This is a genomic window from Francisella halioticida, assembly GCF_002211785.1.
GTDB classification, from domain to species: Bacteria; Pseudomonadota; Gammaproteobacteria; order Francisellales; family Francisellaceae; genus Francisella; species Francisella halioticida.
On sequence record NZ_CP022132.1, the window covers coordinates 1953227 to 1975148 of the forward strand.

Here is a 21922-nt window from a genome sequence, read left to right on the forward strand (position 1 = left end):
ATGTTAAGATGTTGTAAAATTTATTGAAAAAATAAATCATAAATATGAGTATTAAAGGTTTAACTAAAAAACAAAACCAAACATTCTACACAATAATTGGGATAGTTATTGTAGCAATGATATGCATAATAATATTCCAGCTTTATAACTCAAACAATCACAAAAAAATTTTAGAAGCATCCAATGCTTATCAAAAAGCTTTAATTGCTAGCGAAAATCTAGATGTAACGTCAGGTACAAAAATATCTAAATTTACATCAGTTGTAAATCAGTACCCAAATACTAGCTTTGGTATATTTGCTAGCTGGCAGTTAGCAGATTTGTATATAACCCCAACGAAATTAGATACTAGTAATTTCAATATGAATATCACAAATCTACCAAAAGCGATAAAAGTACTAAAACAAAGTATCAAAGACAATCCTGATAATAGTTTGACTAACGTTACTAAAACTAGACTTGCTAGTCTTTACATTGCATCTAAACAGTCAGACCAAGCAATAAAAACTTTACAAAGCTTAGGAGCATTAAACAATAAAGCTTATCCTTTGGTGCTTTTAGGTCAAGCGTATCATCAAAAGAATGATAAAACTAAAGCTCTAGGTGCTTGGCATAAAGCTCTGCAAGACCCAACTAGCTCTGCTAAATTTAAACAAGTAATTACTCAACTAATAAATAACTACTAAATTAGAAACAATGAAAAAATCCTATTTTTTAACAATACCCCTACTATTGTCCTTTTTAATAGCTAGTTGTTCTAAAAGTAATGTACCGCCTCCAACTCCTCTTAATGAGAAGCCACCTAAACAAGTTCATATAAAAGTAAAATGGAAAGAAACCACTGGCAATGGTGATAATGGTTTAGGCAACTACAATTTAGCGCCAACATATTCAGATGGTATAGCATTTGTTCCTAATGAAAATGGTATGGTATATGCCTTATCAATGAAAAATGGTGATGTAATATGGAAAAAAAATACTAATTCAAGCTTATCTGCTGAACCAAACACTATCGCAAATTCTGTAATTTTTGGTTCAATTAAGGGCAAAATTACCGCCTTAGATGCTAAAACTGGTAAAATTCTGTGGCTTAGTCAAGCTCCAAGTAGTCTATTTGCTCAGCCAACTGTTTATAGCAACTACATTTATACTCATACTCATGATGGCTCTGTTTCAGCTTTTGATGCCAGAAATGGAACAAAAGAGTGGGGAGCCTCAAACAACATCCCAGAATTAACTCTACCTGGAAACTCTTCTCCTATCGTACTAAATGATACAGTAATGATAGGATCTGCTTTTGGTACTGTTATTGGTTTTACAGTTAAAAATGGTGATAAAACTATTAATATACCAATAGCTATTGCTCACGGATCATCTCCAGCAGATAAAATGGTTGATATAACTGCAAATCCAATGCTGTATCAGCATTATTTAATCTTTGCAGCATTTCAAGGGGCTATAGTAGCTCTAGATAAAGATTCTGGAAAAATGCTATGGGCGAAAAAAGCATCTATAATCAGTAACATGGCTATTGATAATAATGTTATTTTTACAACTCAAGCAGATAGTGAACTTAAAGCATATAACATCCAAAATGGTGAAACAGTTTGGACTCAAGATACACTAAAATGGCGTAAGATAACTGCTCCAGTATATTACAAAGGTTTAATAGTTGTAGCTGACTATCAAGGATATCTACACTTTTTTAGTTCACTAAATGGTGAATACCTTGGCAGATATAAACTCACACCAACACCTACATTACTTCCAAATACAGGAATCTCTGCTCAATTAATACCAACAAAAGAGGGAATTCTTATTGAAGCTGAAGATGGTACAACTTACTTAGTTGATGCTTATAGTGATAAAGTTATATATGAAAGTATTCTCGGCGACTATAAAGTTGATAAGGGCAATAATGTTAATCATATTAATCCATCAATTAAACCGACTGCTATAGCAGAAGCAATTAAAAAATCTAAAAAAGAAGATGCAAAAGGCTTAAAAGTTAATATAATAATAGGAGACTTTAGTAAAGGTAAATCTGCTAATGTATAAAGGTATAAGACCATCAATATTCATTTTAATCTTAATGGTTTCTCTAGGACCGTTTGGCGATACTATCTACGCTCCGGCACTACCTGAGTTAAAGAAAATTCTTAGTACTGATTACCCTCACGTTCAACTTACAATAACCTCATACTTACTAGGTTACTCTATTAGCCAAATTTTATACGGTCCTTTCTCTGATAGATTTGGACGTAAACCAATAATGCTAATTGGGTCATGCTTTTTTATAATTAGCTCGATAATATGCTTATTTAGTGATCATATTGATACCTTAATATATGCTCGACTTCTACAAGGTTTTGGGGCTGCTGCTGGGGGGGTTATTGCCACTGTTGCTGTTAAAGATGCCTTTAAGATCAGCGAGCAAGGAGCAATATTTGCTATTATGAATATAGCATTTGCATTAGCTCCTGCATTTGGAGCTATACTTGGTGTGTTTTTAAGCCCATCACTAATATTTTGGGTATTACTGATTGCAGCAAGTCTGCTTTTTATGAAAGTTGCTATATTTTTCCCTGAAACAATTAGAGAAAAAAACTTTGAAGCTTTAACAATAAAATCTCTATTTAAAAATTATTTCTCATTATTTAAAGATCACCAATTCTTTTTTGCCACTTTTGTATTAGGTCTAAATATCAGTATCATATATGCTTGTCTTGTAACCGCACCGGATATATTTGTAAATATATTAAAACTAGAAAAATCAAACTTTTTATACTTACTTACTTTAATGGTTATTGCTGTTGTCTCAGGCTCTATTGTTTGCTCAAAACTTAGTCATATAATAGCTTATAAGTATCTTATTAATTTTGGTATGGCTTGTACTTTAGTCTCAGGAGTTTTACTAGTTTATGCATTTAAAAAACTTACTGGGTTAGAATTATCTCTAGCTTTAACAGCTATACTATCGCTAACGTTTGTAGGAGTATCTTTTAGCGTACCTTTACTAACTCCTATAGCTTTAGAAAATTTCACTACAACTGCTGGAGCTGCCTCATCGATAATGGGCTTTATGCAAATGGGAATTGCTTCAATTACAACAGCAATTATGAGTCAAATTAATCTAGGAAGTGAATTTACACTATCGCTTGCATTTATACTGTTACCTTTAATTGGACTTATAGTATTTCTACCTTATAGCTGCTACTTCTTAAGGAAATAGCTACTAACACTTTACTAAGCTTACGAATTAAGCATATTATGTGATAAAATTTCCTTTAATAAATATAATTTATCAATCTAATTAATATTAATGCAAAACTATAATGCTAAATCAATTGAAGTACTAACTGGCCTTGACCCTGTCAAAAAAAGACCAGGAATGTACACTAATACAGAAAACCCTAACCATCTAATACAAGAAATTATAGATAATAGCGTTGATGAAGTTTTAGCGGGCTTTGCCAACAAAATAGACATCATTCTTTATGAAGATAATAGTGTCGAAATCTCTGATAATGGTCGCGGAATGCCTGTAGATATCCATCCAGAGCATAAGATGTCAGGAATTGAACTTATTATGACTAAGCTCCACTCGGGTGGTAAATTTAGCAATAAGAACTATACTCACTCTGGAGGTCTTCATGGCGTTGGTGTTTCTGTTGTTAATGCATTATCAAGTAAGCTTGAAGCTGACATTAAAAGAGATGGTAAACTTTATCATGTAGTATTTGAAAATGGTTTTAAAACTAAAGATTTAGAAATTATTGATACCGTTGGTAAAAAAAATACTGGCACAAAAATTAGATTTTGGCCAAATAATAAATATTTTGATGATATAAAGATAAATCTTAAAGCTCTAAAAAATTTACTTGAGGCAAAGGCAATTCTTTGTAAAGCTCTTACAATCAAATATTCAAATGAAGTTAAAAAAGAAAAGTTAGCATGGCATTTTGAAGATGGGCTTAAGGACTATTTAGATCATAAGCTAGAATCTAGTACTCTTCCAAACAAACCTTTTATGATAGATAATTTTTCAAATGGAGAATCTTTTTTAGATGCCGTTTTTTGCTGGTGTGAAACTCCTTCTGAAGTTATAAAAAACAGTTATGTTAATTTAATTCCGACACCTCAAGATGGAACTCATGTCACAGGTCTTAAAAACGGTATCTATGACGCTGTAAAAACATATATAGAAAAAAACTCTCTTAGCATTAAAAATATAAGAATTACAGCAAATGACTCATTTGCTCAATTAAACTATGTTATATCATTAAAAATAACAAACCCACAGTTTGCCGGCCAAACTAAAGAAAAGCTATCTAATAAAGATGTAACTGCATTTGTTGCAACAACAATAAAAGATCTACTAACAATATGGCTTAACCAAAATACTGAAGAAGCTCACCAAATAATAGAGAATATCAATAGTATTGCTCAAAAACGTATTAATGCAGATAAAAAAACTGCTCGCAAACGCATAATGAATACATCTATTCGCTTACCTGGGAAACTAACAGATTGTATTAGCTCAGATGTAAGCTCAACTGAAATTTTTATTGTAGAAGGAGACTCAGCAGGCGGTTCTGCAAAACAAGCTCGTAATAAAAATTTTCAGGCAGTGATGCCTCTTAAAGGTAAAATTTTAAATAGTTGGGAACTTGATGCTAATACTATTATGAATTCCCAAGAGGTTCATAATATAGCTACAGCGATAGGTGTTGATCCTGATAGTGATGATATATCTGGACTTAGATATAACAAAATATGTATTCTTGCAGATGCTGATTCTGATGGATTGCACATTGCTACGTTATTATGTGCAATGTTTCTAAAGCATTTTAGAAAACTTATTGAAAATGGCCATATTTATATAGCTCAACCACCTTTATTTAGAGTTGATATTGGTAAAAATACCTTTTATGCATTAGATGAGGGCGAAAAAGAAACTATTTTAGCAGAAAACTCTAAATTATCAGGCAAAATTAACATCATGCGTTTTAAAGGTCTTGGAGAGATGAATCCTATACAGCTACGTGAATCAGCTATGGATGTATCATCCAGAAGATTATTACAACTAACTATATCCGATATTTACGATGACAGTGAGATGTTAGATAAGCTGTTAGCTAAAAAAAGGTCTAAAGATCGTCGAGATTGGCTAGAAAACTATGGTGATAGAGCTCAAACTTATTAAATCTTTTCATATTCTAGTTTTAAATTTGTGGTAATTAAGTATACTACCCCAATAAATTAAACAATATTTTTAATTATTTAGTTCCCATCTAAGCCGCCCGTTTTTCCAATAAGTTATCGTAATAAAATTCCATAGGTTTTTTATAATTGATAGACTCATGAAATCTTCTATTATTATAAAAATCTATATAATCATCCACATCGTTTCTTAGTTCAACAATGCCAGGATATTGATTTAAATAAAATCTCTCACATTTAGCACTTCTCCAAAATCTTTCGATGCAAATGTTATCAGTTGCTCTACCTTTACCATCCATAGATATAGTAATTTTTTTATCCAATAATGTTTGGATATGAATGTTAGATGTGTACTGGCTACCTTGATCAGTGTTAAATATTTCTGGTACTCCATATTTATACAGAGCTTCATTTAAAACTTTCATAACTAAACTACTATCCATAGTGTTGGATATCTCCCAACTTAGTACAGCCTTAGAGTACCAATCAATAATAGCTGCCATATAAACTGTGCCAGCATCAGTCTTAATATATGTAATATCTGTAGACCAAACTTGATTAGGTCTCAATATGCTTAAACCTTTTAGTTTGTAACTATAAATAGCATGCTCTTTGTTAGGTTCAGATAAGTTTAAGTTTGGTTTTTTCACCGCCAATATAGCTTTGATGCCTAACTCTTTACGATACTTTTGTACTGTGTTCTCACAGATGCTAAACCCATCTTCTATTAATTGCTTATGAGCTTTTATATAGCCGTAGCAGGGAATCTCCTCATGTATCTGTATAAGCTTTGCTTTTACTTCTTCTTTATGTTCGTTAACCACAGGCTTGTAATATAAACCAGCTCTAGAAACTTCTAATAAGAAACTTTGTTTTACAACAGATAATTTATGCTTAGGATCAATCATCGCTTTTCTATCAGATAATCCCAAGCTTACGAGCTTTCCCTCAAGAAATTCCTTCTCAATTGTTAGTTGTCCAACCTTCTTAGAATACTGATCTATCTTGGTTTGAAGCTTTGCATTGTCTTTTTTATATTGTGATACTGATTTGGATGGATCCATTGCCAACTCAGCATTTTCTAAAAAGGCTGTTTTTCAATTATTTATGTTTTTGGGCGTAATATTATATTTTACTGATAACTGTGTGATTGTTTGATCTTTCCCCAATACTTCCAAGACAACTTTAGTCTTAAATTCAACGGTATATATTTTTCTCTTATTACTCATTTACATTTATCCTAAATTGCTCATTTATAGTTTAGCTACTTTAGGAACTAAATTCTCAAAATTGTTGTTAAAATTTCATGGGGTATTATATATAGACCACTAAAATAAGTGTTGTAGCATATTCTAATAAAGTAATTCTTTATGGCTTTTATTAAATTATTCGCATTCATAAATAATGTTCTAAGTTTTCTATAACTTCTATCTCATGACTATAAAACCTATTATTCACATTAGAAAGCCTTTGCATATTAGAACGAATTAAGAAAATGAAATTTAGAAATTACTTCAAGTTACTGAAAAATAAGAATTAAAAAAGTTATTTACAAACATCTATAAAAAAATTTAAATGTGGTTTCAATTTTATAAAAAATGGTACATCCAAAGGTGTTTAGACCAAATTTAGTGGCCTTTATCTAGAAGAAAATCATCATTTGGGTTATGTAAATTCTCATTAACATATGCCCGAGTACTTTCAATAATTCTGTTTAACCAACCACGAGATACCCACATAATAATTGCAACAACTGCTACAAATATACCTATTATCAAGAATACATGGCCATAAACAGCAATACTTTCAAGCTTAGTAAAATGTTCTCCTACAGGAGGGGCTGTTAATGCTCCAACACCACCACCAATAGGACCTGCAACCATTGTTGTTAAAGCCCACATCCCCAAAGCAAATCCACTCATTTTTCTAGGGAAAAGCTCAGCAACCATTGATAATCCTAATGCTGAGATTAAAAGCTCACCTGTAGATTGTAACCAATAGCTAAGAACAAGCCACCAGCCTGAAACAACACCTGTAGTTGTAGTAAACTGAGGAAAATACAACACTAAAAATGCTAATGCGCAAAGAGTCATACCAAAACAAAATTTTGTTACATGTGTCCCAGGAATTTTTTTGTATAAAACAGACAGTATTGGAGACATTATAATAATCACAAGAGGGTTAAGAACCTGCCACTGCTCTGGCTCTAAATTCATTCCAAGAAAATGAGTATCAACATTATTTACTGCAAAGAAGTTCAGCGATGTTGGCATTTGCTGATATAAAACGAAAAATATTATACCTTGAACAATAAGTATTAAAGCAACAATCATTCTTTTTTGTTCATGACTATTTTGCTGGAAAAGTTTCATAAAAAAGTAAACTAATGCGCCTATTGTAATTGCTCCAACAATAACTCTACATAAATCTGTATGTTCCAAAATGTTACCTGTAATTAATATAGCTACAAAAGCCCCAACAATAACTACCAATAACCTAGAGTAACTTATTTTCTTTAAGCCAGCTTCTGTTGCTACATGCATAATTTTAGGATAGAAAAAAGTATAACTAAGTAATCCTAAAAACATACCAAAAGCAGATACAAAAAACGCATGCATATAACCATATTTTGCAGCAACAATAGGAGTAATAATCATAGAAACAAAAGATCCAACATTAATTGCCATGTAATAAAGAGTCATTGCGCCATCTAAAGCTGGATCTCCTTTACTATACAGCTTTGATATAAGAGACGTTGGATTAGCTTTAAATAAACCACCACCAATAGCCACTCCAGCTAAAGAATACATTACTGCGGCTCTTTCGCTTATATCAAATATACCAGACAAACTTGAAGATATACTTAAGCAAAAATATGATAATGCCAGAATTCCAGCACCTACAAAAATAGTTCTCTTAGCACCTAGATAGTTATCACCTATCCATCCACCAATCAATGGCCCTCCATATAAAAGAGCTGAAAAAGAACCAAAAATCAGCATTGCGTTAGCATCACTAAAGCCAAGATGTTTAGCAAAATATATTGCTAAAATTGCTTGTAAACCATAATAACCAAAACGTTCCCATAACTCAAGAGTCCATAAAACCCAAAAAGGAGTTCTAATATTTTCTTTACTTATTTCCGACATATATTAAGATTACCTCATACTTAAAATTGACAATACAAACTACTTCCCCACAAAAGAGAAAATAATAGCTCTCAACTTGATCATATACCAGGAAATTTTATAAATCTAGCATTTGAGTATTTCTTATCAAAAAAATTATAGCTTTATCACTATGTATACGATAAAACATTAATAAAGCTGAATAAAGAGTAAAGTTTATAATGTTCCCAGAAAAAGCTACTGATTTTAGAAAGATTTTTATTCCTAGATGTTAAAGTTAACTAGATAAATTAGGAAATGGATAAATGAGTAAAAAAAGAGTAACGTATACAGCTGATTTTAAAGCTAAAGTAATTATAGAATTGCTAGAAGGCGATATGACAGTTAATGAGATAGCAAGTAAGTATGATTTACTTCCTAAAAACGTGCACAATTGGAAGCAGCAATTTTTATCTAATGCTTGCTTAGCATTTGATAAAAGCTCTGTTGTTAAGGAGTATAAGCAGGAAATAGATGAGCTTAGAAAAGATAAAGATGCAACAAGTAAAGAACTAGTCGAGGTAATAGTAGAGAGGGATTTTTTAATGGGAAAGCTAAAAAGCTTGGTATCATCAAATGATAGAGTAAACTCTGTAGATACTAAGCTAGAATTATCTTTAAATAATCAGCTTAAACTATTATCTGTATCTAAGAGTGTGTACTATTATACACCAATATCAAAATTTAGTAGTAATGATGATATTAGACTATTAAATGCAATAGATTTGATACATACTAAACATCCATATTATGGTACGAGAAGGCTAGTAAAGTTGCTAAATAGATTAGGATTTCTAGTTGGAAGGAAGCTAATCAAAAGTGCTATGGAATTCATGGGTATTAAGGCATTGTATCCTAAAAAAAAGACAACTGTCATTAATAAGCAACACAAGAAATATCCATACTTACTTAATGTATTTAAAAATGAGACGAATCAGGTTGTTATAGATAAAGCTAATAAGGTATGGAGTGCTGATATCACGTATATTAGACTAGAATGTGGGTATGCATATTTAGCAGCCATAATAGATTGGCATAGCAAGAAAACACTAGCTTGGAAGATTTCTAATACTATGGATACACATCTAACAACTAGTGTGTTAAAAGAAGCGTTATTTAAATATGGTAAACCTGATATCTTTAACTCTGATCAAGGAACTCAATATACAGCAAAAGAGCATATTAAAATATTATCTGATAATAAAATAAATATATCTATGGATGCTAAAGGAAGATCTATAGATAATATTGCAATTGAGAGATTTTGGAGAACACTGAAATATGAAAATGTTTATCCGGCATCATATATAACTATGAAAGAGGCTAAAGTAGGTATCAAAGAATATATTGATATTTACAACAATGAAAGACTACATTCTAGTATTGGATATATGACTCCTGATGAAGTATATTCTGGTATTTTAGATGCTGCATAAAAGCAAGGAATAAAAATATTTTATAAAGTGGTATTGAATAACAGGGACAGTTTAGTTATTCCTTTTCACATTAAAATCAATTATAAAAAAACGAACTAATTAAATTCAATAATATCTGCTAAGCAAAGTGAATAAGTTTAAAATATTAAAATCAGTTAATAAATATTTACACTAATTACTGTGTATCAAAAAGAGCTCTTATAAAGTCTTTTGCATTAAAAGCTTGAAGATCATCTATTTTCTCTCCAACACCAACGAATCTAAGTGGTAAACCAAGCTTTCTAGCTATCGAGAAAACAATTCCTCCCTTAGCTGTACCATCAAGTTTTGTTATAGTTATTCCAGTAAGATCAATTATATCATGAAAAGCCTCAGCTTGGCTAAGAGCATTACCCCCCGTTGTCGCATCGACTACAAGCATAACTTCATGAGGAGCAGATCTATCTACTTTCTTAATAACTTTAACTACTTTTTTAAGCTCTTGCATAAGATTATCTTTATTATGTAACCTACCTGCAGTATCAGCGATCACAACGTCTACTTCTTTTACCCTAGCAGAGCCAATAGCATCATATATTACAGAAGCACTATCAGCACCTTCATGTCGATATATCACTTGAGTATTATTTCTATCTCCCCATTCACAGAGTTGTTCTACAGCTGCAGCCCTAAAAGTATCTCCAGCAGCAAGCATAACAGACTTACCTTGAGATTGTAGCTTCTTTGTAAGTTTGCCTATTGTTGTAGTTTTACCAACTCCATTAACACCTACCACTAGTATTACATAAGGAGCATTGTCTGAATTAATTTCTAAAGGTTGCTGGCAAGGTAGTATTATTTCTGTTAATTTTTGCTGAATTATATCATTAAGCTTATCAGCTGTTTGTAACTCATTTCTTGCTACTTTATCACGTAAATGTTTTATTATCTCATCCGTAGCTTCAACACCAACATCAGCAGTTAAAAGCTGCATTTCGATATCTTCAAGAAGATCCTCATCGACAACCTTTTGCCCCATTAATAGAGTGCTTAGACCACCCCCAAACTTACCTGCAGTTTTTGAGAGTCCTGATTGTAGCCTTGAAAATAGTCTTTTCTTATTATTCTCTGGTTGGGTCGAGGAAACATAATTACTTTCGACATTTTTTTTCTTTTTAAAAAGCATTTTTTTCTCTAAAAATTATGTTAAACAGGCTTATTCAAAGTATTTGTCTCTAAGCTTAGCAATTTTCTGATGTAATGGATCAAACATGCTCACTATATTCTTAGATTTAATAAAGTGAACTTCTCCCTCAAAAGCAATTTCATCGCCAGCCTGAGCATAAACTTCCAAAAGCCTATAACGTAACTCAATATTATTTGGATTTTTTTCCAGCGCATCTTGTATTGTTATACTAGCTTCAAGATATTTTTCACTGTCTAAGTATTGTTCAATTAGCTCATCTATATACTGAAGCTCTTGCTCAGTTTGGTCTTGAGAATCAAGCTCTTCAACTTCGTTATAATCATTGCCAACAATCACATCATCACTGGTAGTCTCAAATACTACACCTTTTTCAGTTTTAATAGCTACATTTTTTTGATTCTGAAAATCACTCTCTAGACTTTTAATATCTAAGTCTTTAGATTCTCCTTCAACATTAGACTCCTGTTGATCTATTTCTAGCTTATCTTCAGAGTTTGATTTTTCATTATTAGCAAAAAAATCGAATTCTTCTTGAGAGGTCTGCTGCTGAGCATTATCAGATTTATAAAAATCATTATCTGACACAACTGGAGAAATCCTTGACATTAAGTGATCTCTTTTTCTTTTGCCTAAAATCTCTAACTTTTGTTCTTTTTTAGAATTTCTACCTTCCCAAAACTTTTTAGCTATGAAAAATATTACTGCTAAAATAGCTATATAAACTATTAGTTTAAACAAAGAAGAGAAAAGTGATCCTGAATTTTCATCCAACGATGCTGTCTCACTTATACTATTAGAGTCAATACCACTATTTAAGTTACTTCCATATGTTTCTGAAGCACTACTATTTGCAGGATTACTATTCCCAGGAACTAACACTGGTATCTTATCCTGACTAATTACACTAGGTACTGCTGATGTTTCTGAAGCACTACTATTTGCAGGATTACTATTCCCAGGAACTAACACTGGTATCTTATCCTGACTAATTACACTAGGTACTGCTGATGTGATCGTTTCTTTTGGTGTTGGAACCATAGATTTATCACTAAGCCTAGCTTTACCAGAGTTATTTGGAGTAGATGGCAAGTTATTATCTGACTGATCGTATGAACCTTGAATCATCTGATTTCTAACTAAAGTCAAGCCATCTTCAACTTCACCCTTTGTTGTCGGAATAGCCAGCTTATCGCCGATTTTTATTCTATTATCGACAATACCGGGTATTTCTGATTTATTTATTCCTTTTATAGCATCCGTCAATTCAGAATTACTTATCCCCTTTACTGAATGAATTTTTGCTATCTTATATAAATAATCTCCCGACTTAACAGTATATATTTCCATTGATAAAGCTGACTGTATAGCTGCTAAAGCAACCCCAGCAATAAGAATTTTATTGATACCTTTAAACATTTAGCACCCTAGTAACCTATAAACAAAGACTTGAAAATTATAGCATATTTTTTCTACTTAAAAAGCATATGATTTTAATGCTCTCTTGTCGCACTGAAAATAATATCTGGATTTTTATCTTGAGCCAACTGCAAATTGACACCTGTAGGTGCAAGATACGTTAGATAACCAGCCCCATCATATGCCAAATTAGCCTCATATTTTTTCTTAAAATCATTGAGCTTTTTGCCATCATCACAAAAAAACCAACGTGCCAAAACAACATTCACACCTTCATAAGAACACTTTACATTATACTCTGTTGCTAAACGTTGAGCAACCACATCAAATTGTAAAACACCAACGGCTCCAACAACTAAATCATTAGATATTATAGGCTTAAATACTTGCGTAGCACCCTCTTCAGAAAGCTGTACTAAACCTTTTTGTAATGCTTTCATTTTCAATGGGTCATTTAATTTGACCCTTTTAAATATCTCAGGAGCAAAATTAGGTATTCCTTTAAATTTTAATTTCTCACCTTGTGTAAAACTATCACCAATTTGGATACTTCCATGATTATGTAAGCCTATAATATCTCCAGCATAACCTTCTTCAACCTGAGTTCTCTCTCCTGCCATAAATGTTAAAGCTTTTGAAATTTGCATCATCTTACTTGTTCTTTCATGAAAAATTTTCATTCCTTTCTCATACTTACCAGAACAAATTCTAAAGAATGCTATCCTATCTCTATGTTTTTCATCCATATTGGCCTGAATTTTAAAAACAAAACCACTTAGTTTTTTCTCATCTGTCTGGACACTTCTTTGATCAGCTTCACGATGCTGAGGTGCAGGAGCATATTTTGTAAACCCATCCATCATTTCTTTGACACCAAAATTACTTAATGCCGTACCAAAATATACAGGAGTAATTTTACCTTCTAAGAATTCTTGCTCGTCAAATCGATGACTCGCTCCTCTTACAAGCTCAATTTCCATTTCTAGATCATCATATAAATCTAAACCTATAGAATCTTTAGCGTTTTCCAAGCCTTTTATTTTTTTATATGGATAAATCTCATGACCATGACCTGTTTCAAATAAAGTAACTTCATCATTATAAAGATCATAAACACCTTTATAGTACTTGCCCATACCAATAGGCCAGTTCATGGGAGCACATTTAATCTTAAGGATATCTTCAACCTCATCCAAAAGTTCTAATGGATCACGAGTATCTCTATCAAATTTATTCATAAAAGTCACAATAGGAGTATCACGTAGGCGACAGACATTCATCAGTTTAATAGTTCTATCTTCAACACCTTTGACAGCATCTACAACCATTAAAGCTGAATCAACTGCTGTAAGTGTACGGTACGTATCTTCTGAAAAGTCTTCATGTCCCGGAGTATCAAGTAAATTAACCACACGATCATTATATGGGAACTGCATCACAGAGGTAGTTATTGAAATACCTCTTTGTTTTTCCATTTCCATCCAGTCAGATGTTGCATGCACACCACTCTTTTTTGCCTTAACTGTTCCTGCTGTTTTAATGGCATTTCCAAAAAGGAGCATTTTCTCCGTGATAGTTGTTTTACCTGCATCTGGATGCGAAATAATAGCAAAAGTTCTACGTTTTGCAATTTGTTTTAGTAGTTCGTTCATTATGTCTCCAATTTTTAGAAGTTATAATTAAACCATCATTAAAACTATAACTTACTAATCCTCCTGAATTTATTTCAAGATCTTTAAAGTTTATTCTATAGTGATATGCTGAAGTAAAGTCAGCATGACGACTTAATATTAATCTAGTCATAAATATTTAATTAAAGAAGTTTACTAAAAATATTTCACTTTAAAAACTAAAATAATTATCTAATATTTTATACATTTGCTTTTCAATACTAGCTATAGACTGAGAGGCATCAATTTCTACTGCCCTATTTGATTCTTTAACAAGATCTTTAAAAACTTCTCGAGTTCTATTAAAAAACTTAAGACCGGCCTGTTCTATCCTATCTGGACTACCTACCTTGTTAGCTCTCAGTAAACCAATTATAGGATCAATATCAAGGTATATAATTAAATCAGGCTCGCAATTTTTAAGAAAACCATTATTTAAAGCTCTTATTTTTTTTGAATCAATACCCCTACCACCACCTTGATAGGCCATACTTGACCAATAAAATCTATCTGAGACTACATTTAATCCTTTTTGTAAAGATGGATTTATCAAACTATGCACATGCTGCAATCTACTTGCATACATTAAAAGCAATTCAGTATCAGAATGCACAGATTCATCTGTATAATTTTTTAATGCTAATCTTCTAATATCTTCAGCTATTTTTGTTCCACCAGGTTCGCGAGTATAAACTGCCGGTAAATTTTTTCCCTGTAAATACTTCTTAATAAAACCAATAGCTGTACTTTTGCCAGCCCCATCAAGTCCCTCTATTACAATAAATTTACTTTGCATCTTTTAACCTTTAAACAACAAACCCTACTATCACAGCAGATAACAAGCTAACTAACACAGCTCCATATAAAATCTTCAAACTAAATTTTGCCACTTTTACAGATGCCTCTTTGCTAAGAGCCTGAATAGCTCCAATAATAATACCTATCGATGCAAAATTTGCAAAAGATATAAGAAAAACAGATACTACAGCTTTTGTGTGTGATGTTAACTCAGCAGAATGCTTAACCATAAAGTCTATAGCTGCAAACTCATTAGTAACTATCTTGGTACCCATTATTTGACCTGCCAAATGAATCTGATTATTAGGAATGTGCAAAACCCATGCAAATGGATAAAAAACATAACCTAAAATTCCTGTAAACGATATACTAAATATAGAAATAAATAACGTATTTAATAAACTGATCAATGCTATAAAACCTATTAGCATTGCACACACAATTACGGCCACCTTGAAACCATCTAAAATATACTCTGTCAACATTTCAAAGAAACTTTGTTTTTCTGATCTCTCATCATATGCTTCATGTAAACTATCAAAGCTTATATCTTCTGATTTATCATATGGATTAATAACAGTAAGCACAAAAAATGTACCAAACATATTCATCACCATAGCGACTATAACAAACTTAGGATCAAAACCATTCTTCACACTAAGCATTTGCATATAAGCTCCTGAAATAGCCAATGATACCGTAGACATGGCTGTAGCTGCCATCGTGTACAAAACATTTGATGGCAAATGACCTATAATCTTCTTATATGCAATAAAGTTCTCTGACTGACCAACAGATAGAGAGCTTACAGCATTAAATGATTCCAATCTTCCCATCCCTGTAATCTTAGACAAAATAAAACCAACAACCTTGATAATAACAGGTAATATTTTGAAATACTGTAAAATACCAATTAATGCTGACATAAGAACTATAGGCATACCTACAGTAAAGAAAAATAAATGTCCACCATCCATATCAGTAAGGGAACCAAAAATAAATCTAGTTCCATCATTAGCACACTGAAGCAATACATCAAAACCTCTAACGATAACACCTACAATATCTTCACCAATAGAAGATCTTAGTAGAAAATAAGCTAACAATATTTGTACAATGAGTATTATGCCCAAATAATTATAGCGTATTTTTTTTCTATCACTACTCCACAAAAACGATAAGATAAAAACAACAACAACACCTAAAACAAAAAATATCAATTTAGTAATCATTTTTTTCTAACCTTAAATTATTTAATAAGTTATCTAAAAGACTACTTACGCCCAACCTAAAAGTTGTGGGATTCACATACTCTTTGCCGAGTATCTCATCAGCTAATTCAACATATGTAACTGCTTGTGCGTAGTTCTTTATTCCACCAGAAGCTTTAAACCCTACTTTTTCATCTAATTCTTTAATAATCTTTAACATTGTTTCAGCAGCTTCAAGAGTTGCCCCGATCTTAGTCCTTCCTGTTGATGTTTTTATAAAATCTGCGCCAGCAACTATGACATCAGAAGATACTCTTTCAATCAAATCTCTTGATTGAAGCTCACCAGACTCTATTATTACTTTAAGTACTTTATTACTACAGAGATCTTTAACCTGAGAGACCATATGCTTTGATCTTTCAGAGCTTTCTTTCTCAATATACTCTTTATAATCTATAACCAAATCAATTTCATCAGCGCCTAATATCAAAGCTTGTTTTGTCTCACTAAGGACATCTTTAATACTAGCACCCCCACTAGGAAAATTAACTACAGTGGCAACTTTAAAATTTTCCCCAAGCTCTTTTTTAACAGCTGGAATAAACTCTTTATAAACGCATAAAGCAGCAACATCACCTAGGGAGTTTTTAGCTTTAGAGCACAGTTTAAGAATATCTTCGTCTGTATCATCACCACCTAATAGTGTTAAATCCATGAGTGATACTATTTTTTGTTTACTAATCATCATTTTTCTCAAATATTGATTTACCAAAACTTAATGGCTCAACTCCCATAAAATCAGCAATACTCTGACCAATATCAGCAAAAGTATTTCTTTGTCCAATGAATTCAGATTCTATTTTCTTACCCCAAAGTAAGAATGGTATACATTCTCTGGTGTGATCAGAACCTGGAGCTGTTGGATCACAACCATGATCTGCTGCTAATATAACGATAGTATCATCATCTAATAAGTTATCTAAGTCGGAAACTCTTGTATCTAGATATTCTAAAGCTTTGCCATAACCTTTAGGATTTCTACGATGTCCATAGCTTGAATCCAAATCAACAAAGTTAGTAAATATAAGTGTATTTCCCTTTGCTAAAGAATATTCTGACACAGTTTTATCAAAAAGCTCTTCTAAACCTGTTGCTTTAAGTTGTTTACTAATACCTTGATTTGCATAAATATCCGCAATCTTGCCAATTGAGACAACTTTTCCACCGGCTTGTTTCAGCTTATCTAGTAGAGTAGGTCCTGGAGGTAAAATTGAAAAGTCTTTACGGTTGCCCGTACGAACATACTCATCTGCAGATTCTCCAATAAATGGGCGCGCAATAACTCTACCTACTTTCATTCCCATATCATCAAGAATCTCTCGGGCAATCTTACAAATATTTAAAAGCTTATCTAAACCAAAATAATCTTCATGAGCAGCAATTTGAAAAACACTATCTGCTGATGTGTATACTATAGGTTTTTTAGTTACGCAACTTTCACAACCATGCTCTTTGAGAACTTCAGTCCCAGATGCATACCCAGCATCTATAAAACCATCCTTAAGACCTGCTTTATCAACCCACCTCTCTATAAATTCTTGATCAAAGCAACTTTGATTTTCTTTTGTAGTGAAATAATACCAGTCAAACATTACAGGTACACCTGCAAGTTCCCAATGTCCACTAGGAGTATCTTTACCTTTACTTATTTCAGCACAATAACCATATTTTGAATTTACAATGCTATCAGATATTGAGATATCTTGAGCTAACAAAGCATTCCTATTATGCTCAGCAACTTTCTTAAGACCTCTTTTAGAGAGGTTTGGCAATTTAAGATTCATGCCATTTTTACTAAAATATTCAACTATATGGCCTAATGTGTCTGAACCTTGATCACCAAACTGTGCCGCATCAGGGGCCTGACCAATACCAAATGAGTCAAACATTAAAATAACTACTTTTTTATTTTTTAACATTTCATAGAACCTTTTGATTTTAATTATTCTCTAAGAATGCAATTCTTATACCGCGTAAAATTAAATCAGGAGATATTTCATCAAATATCCCTTCATCTTTAAACAAATTAGCAAAACCACCTGTTGCTATAGTATACACATTCTTATTTTTTAGTTCTCCTAGACTTCTATTCTTAAGCTCTCTTAAAGCTCCAAGGTGACCATAATATAGTCCAGATCGAATATTAGTCTTAGTATCATAGCCAATAGTAACCTCTGGTTTTATAATGGTTACAGAGGATAATTGAGAAGCTCCCTCGCATAAAGCATTTAATGACAATTTGACACCAGGCATAATTGAACCACTCAAGTACTGTCTGTCTTTAGTAACAACATCAAAAGTAGTTGCTGTTCCTAAATCTATTATTAGAAGATCTTTATTTGGATGATCTGCTACAGCTCCAATACAACTAGCAATCCGATCAGCTCCTACTTGGTGTGCTTCAACCGCTGACATATCAAGACCTGTATTATCCATACTAATAAAAAATGGTTTAATATCAAAGTATTTTATAACTGCAGACCCTAATGAATAGTTAAGATGAGGCACTACAGAAGATATTGCACAACCATCTATTTTATTTAAATCTACAGAATTTTCTCTCAAAGCTTGTCTTAAAAAAACTCCCATCTGATCTGAAGTCGAATCAACCGATGAAGTTGAATATCTAATTTGGCTAACTATCTGTTCTCCTTCAAAAACTCCAATATGCATATGAGAGTTGCCTACATCCATTACTAGTAGCATAATAAATCCTAATATATATTAATGTGCCTGATCCCAATTATCACCAGTATCAACATTGACTTCTAGGGGTACACTAAGCTTAATCGCATCTTCCATTATTTCTTTTATTTTTGCAGAAATTTCTTCAACTTTATTTTTTTCAACTTCAAAAACAAGTTCATCATGGACCTGCATTACCATTTTAATCTTGCCATTATACTCCTGAGAGATCATGGTGTTAACCTTTATCATCGCTTTTTTTATAATATCTGCAGCCGTTCCCTGCATTGGAGCATTAATTGCAGCTCTTTCAGCAGCATTTCTTTGCATCACATTTCTTGAGCTAATTTCAGGCAAATATAGTCTACGACCAAGTATTGTTTCAACATACCCACTCTGTTTAGCAAACTCTTTAGCTTTTGTCATATATTCTTTAACCTTTGGATAGCGATTAAAGTATACATTTATGTACTCTTGTGCCTCATTTCTAGCTACCTCAAGCTGTTTTGCCAGACCAAAAGCGCTCATACCATAGATAAGACCAAAGTTTATAGCTTTTGCTCTTCTTCTTTGCTCATTTGTAACCTCACTAATCTCAATACCCAAAACCTCAGCAGCTGTTGCACTATGAATATCTAAGCCATTGTTAAAAGCTTTAAGAAGGTTTTCATCTTTTGATAGATGTGCCATAATTCTAAGTTCAATCTGAGAATAATCTGCAGCAACTATACAGCTTCCATCTTCGGCAACAAACGCTTGTCTGATTTTACGTCCTTCAGGGCTTTTGATTGGTATGTTTTGTAAGTTTGGATCAGAAGATGATAGTCTTCCTGTAACAGTCCCTGTTTGATTATACGAAGTATGTGCTCTTGAATCACTATCTAGCGTTTTAGGAAGCTTGTCAGTATAAGTATTTTTCAACTTAGACAGGTGGCGATATTTCATAATTAAAGCAGCTATTCCATATTCTTCAGCTAGTTGAACCAACACTTCTTCAGAAGTTGAGGCTTGACCTTTTGCTGTTTTCTTAATTACCGGAATGTCCATCTTTTCAAAAAGGATTTCTCTTAACTGCATTGGAGATGATAAATTAAACTCTAATCCTGCAAGTTCATAACATTCTTCTTGAATTCTAATAATACTTTTATTAAGGCTAGCACTTTGCTCTATTAATTTATCAGCATCAATTTTTACACCTATCTTCTCCATATTATTAAGGATAAGCGTAAGAGGCATTTCAACTTGAGAATATAAGTTATAAAGATTTGCTTCTTTATCAAGAAAACTATTCAGATGATTAAAAAGTCTAAAAGTAATATCGGCATCTTCAGCAGCATATTTGGCAACCACCTCAATCTCTATTTGGTCCAAAGTTTGTTTTTTTCTACCTGTGCCAGCTATTTCACTGTAAGGGATCGGTGAAATATCAAGATGCTCCTTAGAAAGACTATCCATATCATGATTACCACTACTTTTCAACACATAAGCCATAATCATAGTATCATGAATCTCCCCCCTAATTTCCACACCGTATTTCGATAGCACCTTCTCATCAAATTTAAAATTATGTGCAATCTTTGCTTTTTTAGAATCTGCAAATATTACTTTTAATTTTTCTAAAACCATGTCTAGTTCAAGCTGTTGTGGGACACCTAGATATCTATGCTGCACAGGAATATAATATGCCTCACCCTCTTTAGCACAAAAAGATAGCCCTACCAAATTAGCCTCATAAGTATTTAAAGAGTCCGTCTCAGTATCAAAGGAAAAAATATTACTATTTCTTAAAACTTCTACCAAACCATTGAGTTCTTGATCCGATAAAACAGTCTTATATTCAACCTCTATAGTTTTAGGAAGTTGTACTTTAGCTGATGCTGATTTAGTGTCTACATTTAAACTTCTCAGTAGTGAGTTAAATTCATATTTTGCAAAAGCTGATGCGAGGTAGTCTGTATCTGCTTTTTGGCACTTAAGGTCTTCTATACTCAAGCTAAGATCAAGATCACATTTTATTGTTGCAAGCTGGTATGATAATCTTAAAAGATCAATACTGTTTCGCAAATTCTCACCAACTTTTCCTTTTATTTCATTAGAGCTCTTTATTACGCCATCAATATTCTCATACTGTTGTAACCACTTAACTGCTGTTTTAGAACCGACTTTAGGCACGCCCGGAATATTATCAGAAGAATCCCCCATAAGAGCTAAATAATCTATTATTTGATCTGGTCGAACCTGATATCTATCTAAGACTCCAGATATATCTGCAGTTATATTCTTCATAGAATCATACAAAACCACTTTTTCAGTAACCAACTGCGCCATATCTTTATCACCTGTAGAGATAACAATCTCATAACCTTGTGATTCTAGTTCTCTTGCTAACGTTCCAATGACATCATCAGCTTCTACACCATCTTTTACAATAAGAGGAAAACCCATCTTTTTGATAATTTCATGAAGAGGCTGTATTTGCACTCTTAACTCATCATCCATAGCTTTACGATTGGCTTTATATTCAGAATACATCTCATGACGAAAATTTTTACCTTTAGGATCAAAAACTACTGCAACATATTCAGTATTATATATAGCTGGTAATTTCTTGAGCATATTAATCACTCCAAGAATAGCACCAGTTGGCTCTCCCTGACTATTAGAAAGATTTGGTAACGCATGGTAGGCCCTAAATAAATAAGATGAGCCATCAACTAGAACTATTTTTTGCATAGAGGTTTACCAGAATATTTACATCAAGGTAAATGGTAATATATATAACAAAGTATAGCAAATTGATTACTAATATTAACTCTATATGGTTACTTTATTTAACGATCCCTACTAGTATAATAATATCTTCATATTAAAATCAAAGATTATTTTTTCACACTAACACTTCTCTCTAGACATATTATTTGATACAAAATGGCTTCAACCAGATAACTTTATTTGCTACACTGGAAGACTGTATCTCATCAAAAACAATTCTAATGCCAAGCTCACAACAGTCTTATAAAACCACTGGGTTTTTACTTATTTTTTTAGGTTATTTTAGCCTAATGTTCTC

General features: G+C 32.5%; 17 protein-coding genes. 5 read left to right on the forward strand and 12 right to left on the reverse strand.

Features of this window, described 5'->3' with window-relative positions:
- The first annotated feature begins 50 nt into the window (after positions 1 to 50).
- The 4 genes from CDV26_RS10420 (at position 51) to parE (ending at position 5206) form a co-directional block, all read left to right on the forward strand.
- A complete protein-coding gene (locus CDV26_RS10420) occupies positions 51 to 686 on the forward strand; it encodes a YfgM family protein (protein ID WP_088773504.1) in 636 nt (211 codons plus the stop codon).
- Positions 687 to 696: 10 nt separating this feature from the next.
- The gene (gene bamB / locus CDV26_RS10425; RefSeq protein ID WP_088773209.1) at positions 697 to 2058 is read left to right on the forward strand and encodes an outer membrane protein assembly factor BamB; all 1362 of its coding nucleotides are present in this window, start codon (positions 697 to 699) and stop codon (positions 2056 to 2058) included.
- Entirely contained in the window at positions 2051 to 3232 is a 1182-nt protein-coding gene (locus CDV26_RS10430; protein ID WP_088773210.1) for a multidrug effflux MFS transporter, read from the forward strand. Before bamB ends, CDV26_RS10430 begins: the two co-directional genes overlap by 8 nt.
- A 90-nt stretch (positions 3233 to 3322) precedes the next feature.
- Positions 3323 to 5206, forward strand: a complete 1884-nt coding sequence (gene parE / locus CDV26_RS10435; protein WP_088773211.1) for a DNA topoisomerase IV subunit B — start codon at positions 3323 to 3325, stop codon at positions 5204 to 5206.
- Positions 5207 to 5294: 88 nt separating this feature from the next.
- Here the strand turns inward: parE and CDV26_RS10440 are convergent, their stop codons facing one another.
- The 3 genes from CDV26_RS10440 to CDV26_RS10445 form a co-directional block, all read right to left on the reverse strand.
- Positions 5295 to 6287, reverse strand: coding sequence for an IS3 family transposase (locus CDV26_RS10440; RefSeq protein ID WP_088771586.1), 993 nt, complete (start codon positions 6285 to 6287; stop codon positions 5295 to 5297).
- Positions 6288 to 6320: 33 nt separating this feature from the next.
- Entirely contained in the window at positions 6321 to 6452 is a 132-nt protein-coding gene (locus tag CDV26_RS13735) for a transposase (RefSeq protein WP_169709695.1), read from the reverse strand.
- 399 nt (positions 6453 to 6851) lie between these two features.
- Entirely contained in the window at positions 6852 to 8372 is a 1521-nt protein-coding gene (locus CDV26_RS10445; RefSeq protein WP_088773212.1) for an oligopeptide:H+ symporter, read from the reverse strand.
- A 284-nt stretch (positions 8373 to 8656) separates the two neighbouring features.
- Between CDV26_RS10445 and CDV26_RS10450 the strand changes: the two genes are divergently transcribed.
- Entirely contained in the window at positions 8657 to 9826 is a 1170-nt protein-coding gene (locus tag CDV26_RS10450; RefSeq protein ID WP_088773213.1) for an IS3 family transposase, read from the forward strand.
- A 175-nt stretch (positions 9827 to 10001) separates the two neighbouring features.
- Here CDV26_RS10450 and ftsY read toward each other — a convergent pair whose 3' ends face one another.
- The 9 genes from ftsY to polA all read right to left on the reverse strand — a co-directional run bounded on the left by ftsY (position 10002) and on the right by polA (position 21585).
- On the reverse strand, positions 10002 to 10991 hold the full coding sequence (gene ftsY / locus CDV26_RS10455) for a signal recognition particle-docking protein FtsY (RefSeq protein WP_088773214.1): 990 nt from the start codon (positions 10989 to 10991) through the stop codon (positions 10002 to 10004).
- Between the two features lie 30 nt (positions 10992 to 11021).
- Positions 11022 to 12428, reverse strand: coding sequence for a LysM peptidoglycan-binding domain-containing protein (locus CDV26_RS10460; protein ID WP_088773215.1), 1407 nt, complete (start codon positions 12426 to 12428; stop codon positions 11022 to 11024).
- 74 nt (positions 12429 to 12502) lie between these two features.
- Positions 12503 to 14080: a peptide chain release factor 3 gene (locus CDV26_RS10465; protein WP_088773216.1), complete on the reverse strand. Its 1578-nt coding sequence runs from the start codon at positions 14078 to 14080 to the stop codon at positions 12503 to 12505.
- A gap of 190 nt (positions 14081 to 14270) precedes the next feature.
- The gene (gene tmk, locus CDV26_RS10470; protein WP_088773217.1) at positions 14271 to 14894 is read right to left on the reverse strand and encodes a dTMP kinase; all 624 of its coding nucleotides are present in this window, start codon (positions 14892 to 14894) and stop codon (positions 14271 to 14273) included.
- A 10-nt stretch (positions 14895 to 14904) separates the two neighbouring features.
- A complete protein-coding gene (locus tag CDV26_RS10475) occupies positions 14905 to 16128 on the reverse strand; it encodes a NupC/NupG family nucleoside CNT transporter (protein ID WP_088773218.1) in 1224 nt (407 codons plus the stop codon).
- Entirely contained in the window at positions 16118 to 16879 is a 762-nt protein-coding gene (gene deoC, locus CDV26_RS10480; RefSeq protein ID WP_211276366.1) for a deoxyribose-phosphate aldolase, read from the reverse strand. The genes CDV26_RS10475 and deoC overlap by 11 nt, the downstream gene beginning before the upstream one ends.
- Entirely contained in the window at positions 16845 to 18086 is a 1242-nt protein-coding gene (locus CDV26_RS10485) for a phosphopentomutase (RefSeq protein ID WP_088773219.1), read from the reverse strand. The genes deoC and CDV26_RS10485 overlap by 35 nt, the downstream gene beginning before the upstream one ends.
- A 19-nt stretch (positions 18087 to 18105) precedes the next feature.
- Positions 18106 to 18873 carry a type III pantothenate kinase gene (locus CDV26_RS10490; protein ID WP_088773220.1) on the reverse strand — a complete coding sequence of 256 codons (768 nt, stop codon included), beginning with the start codon at positions 18871 to 18873 and terminating at the stop codon, positions 18106 to 18108.
- Positions 18874 to 18891: 18 nt separating this feature from the next.
- On the reverse strand, positions 18892 to 21585 hold the full coding sequence (gene polA / locus CDV26_RS10495) for a DNA polymerase I (RefSeq protein WP_088773221.1): 2694 nt from the start codon (positions 21583 to 21585) through the stop codon (positions 18892 to 18894).
- Between the last annotated feature and the right edge of the window lie 337 nt (positions 21586 to 21922).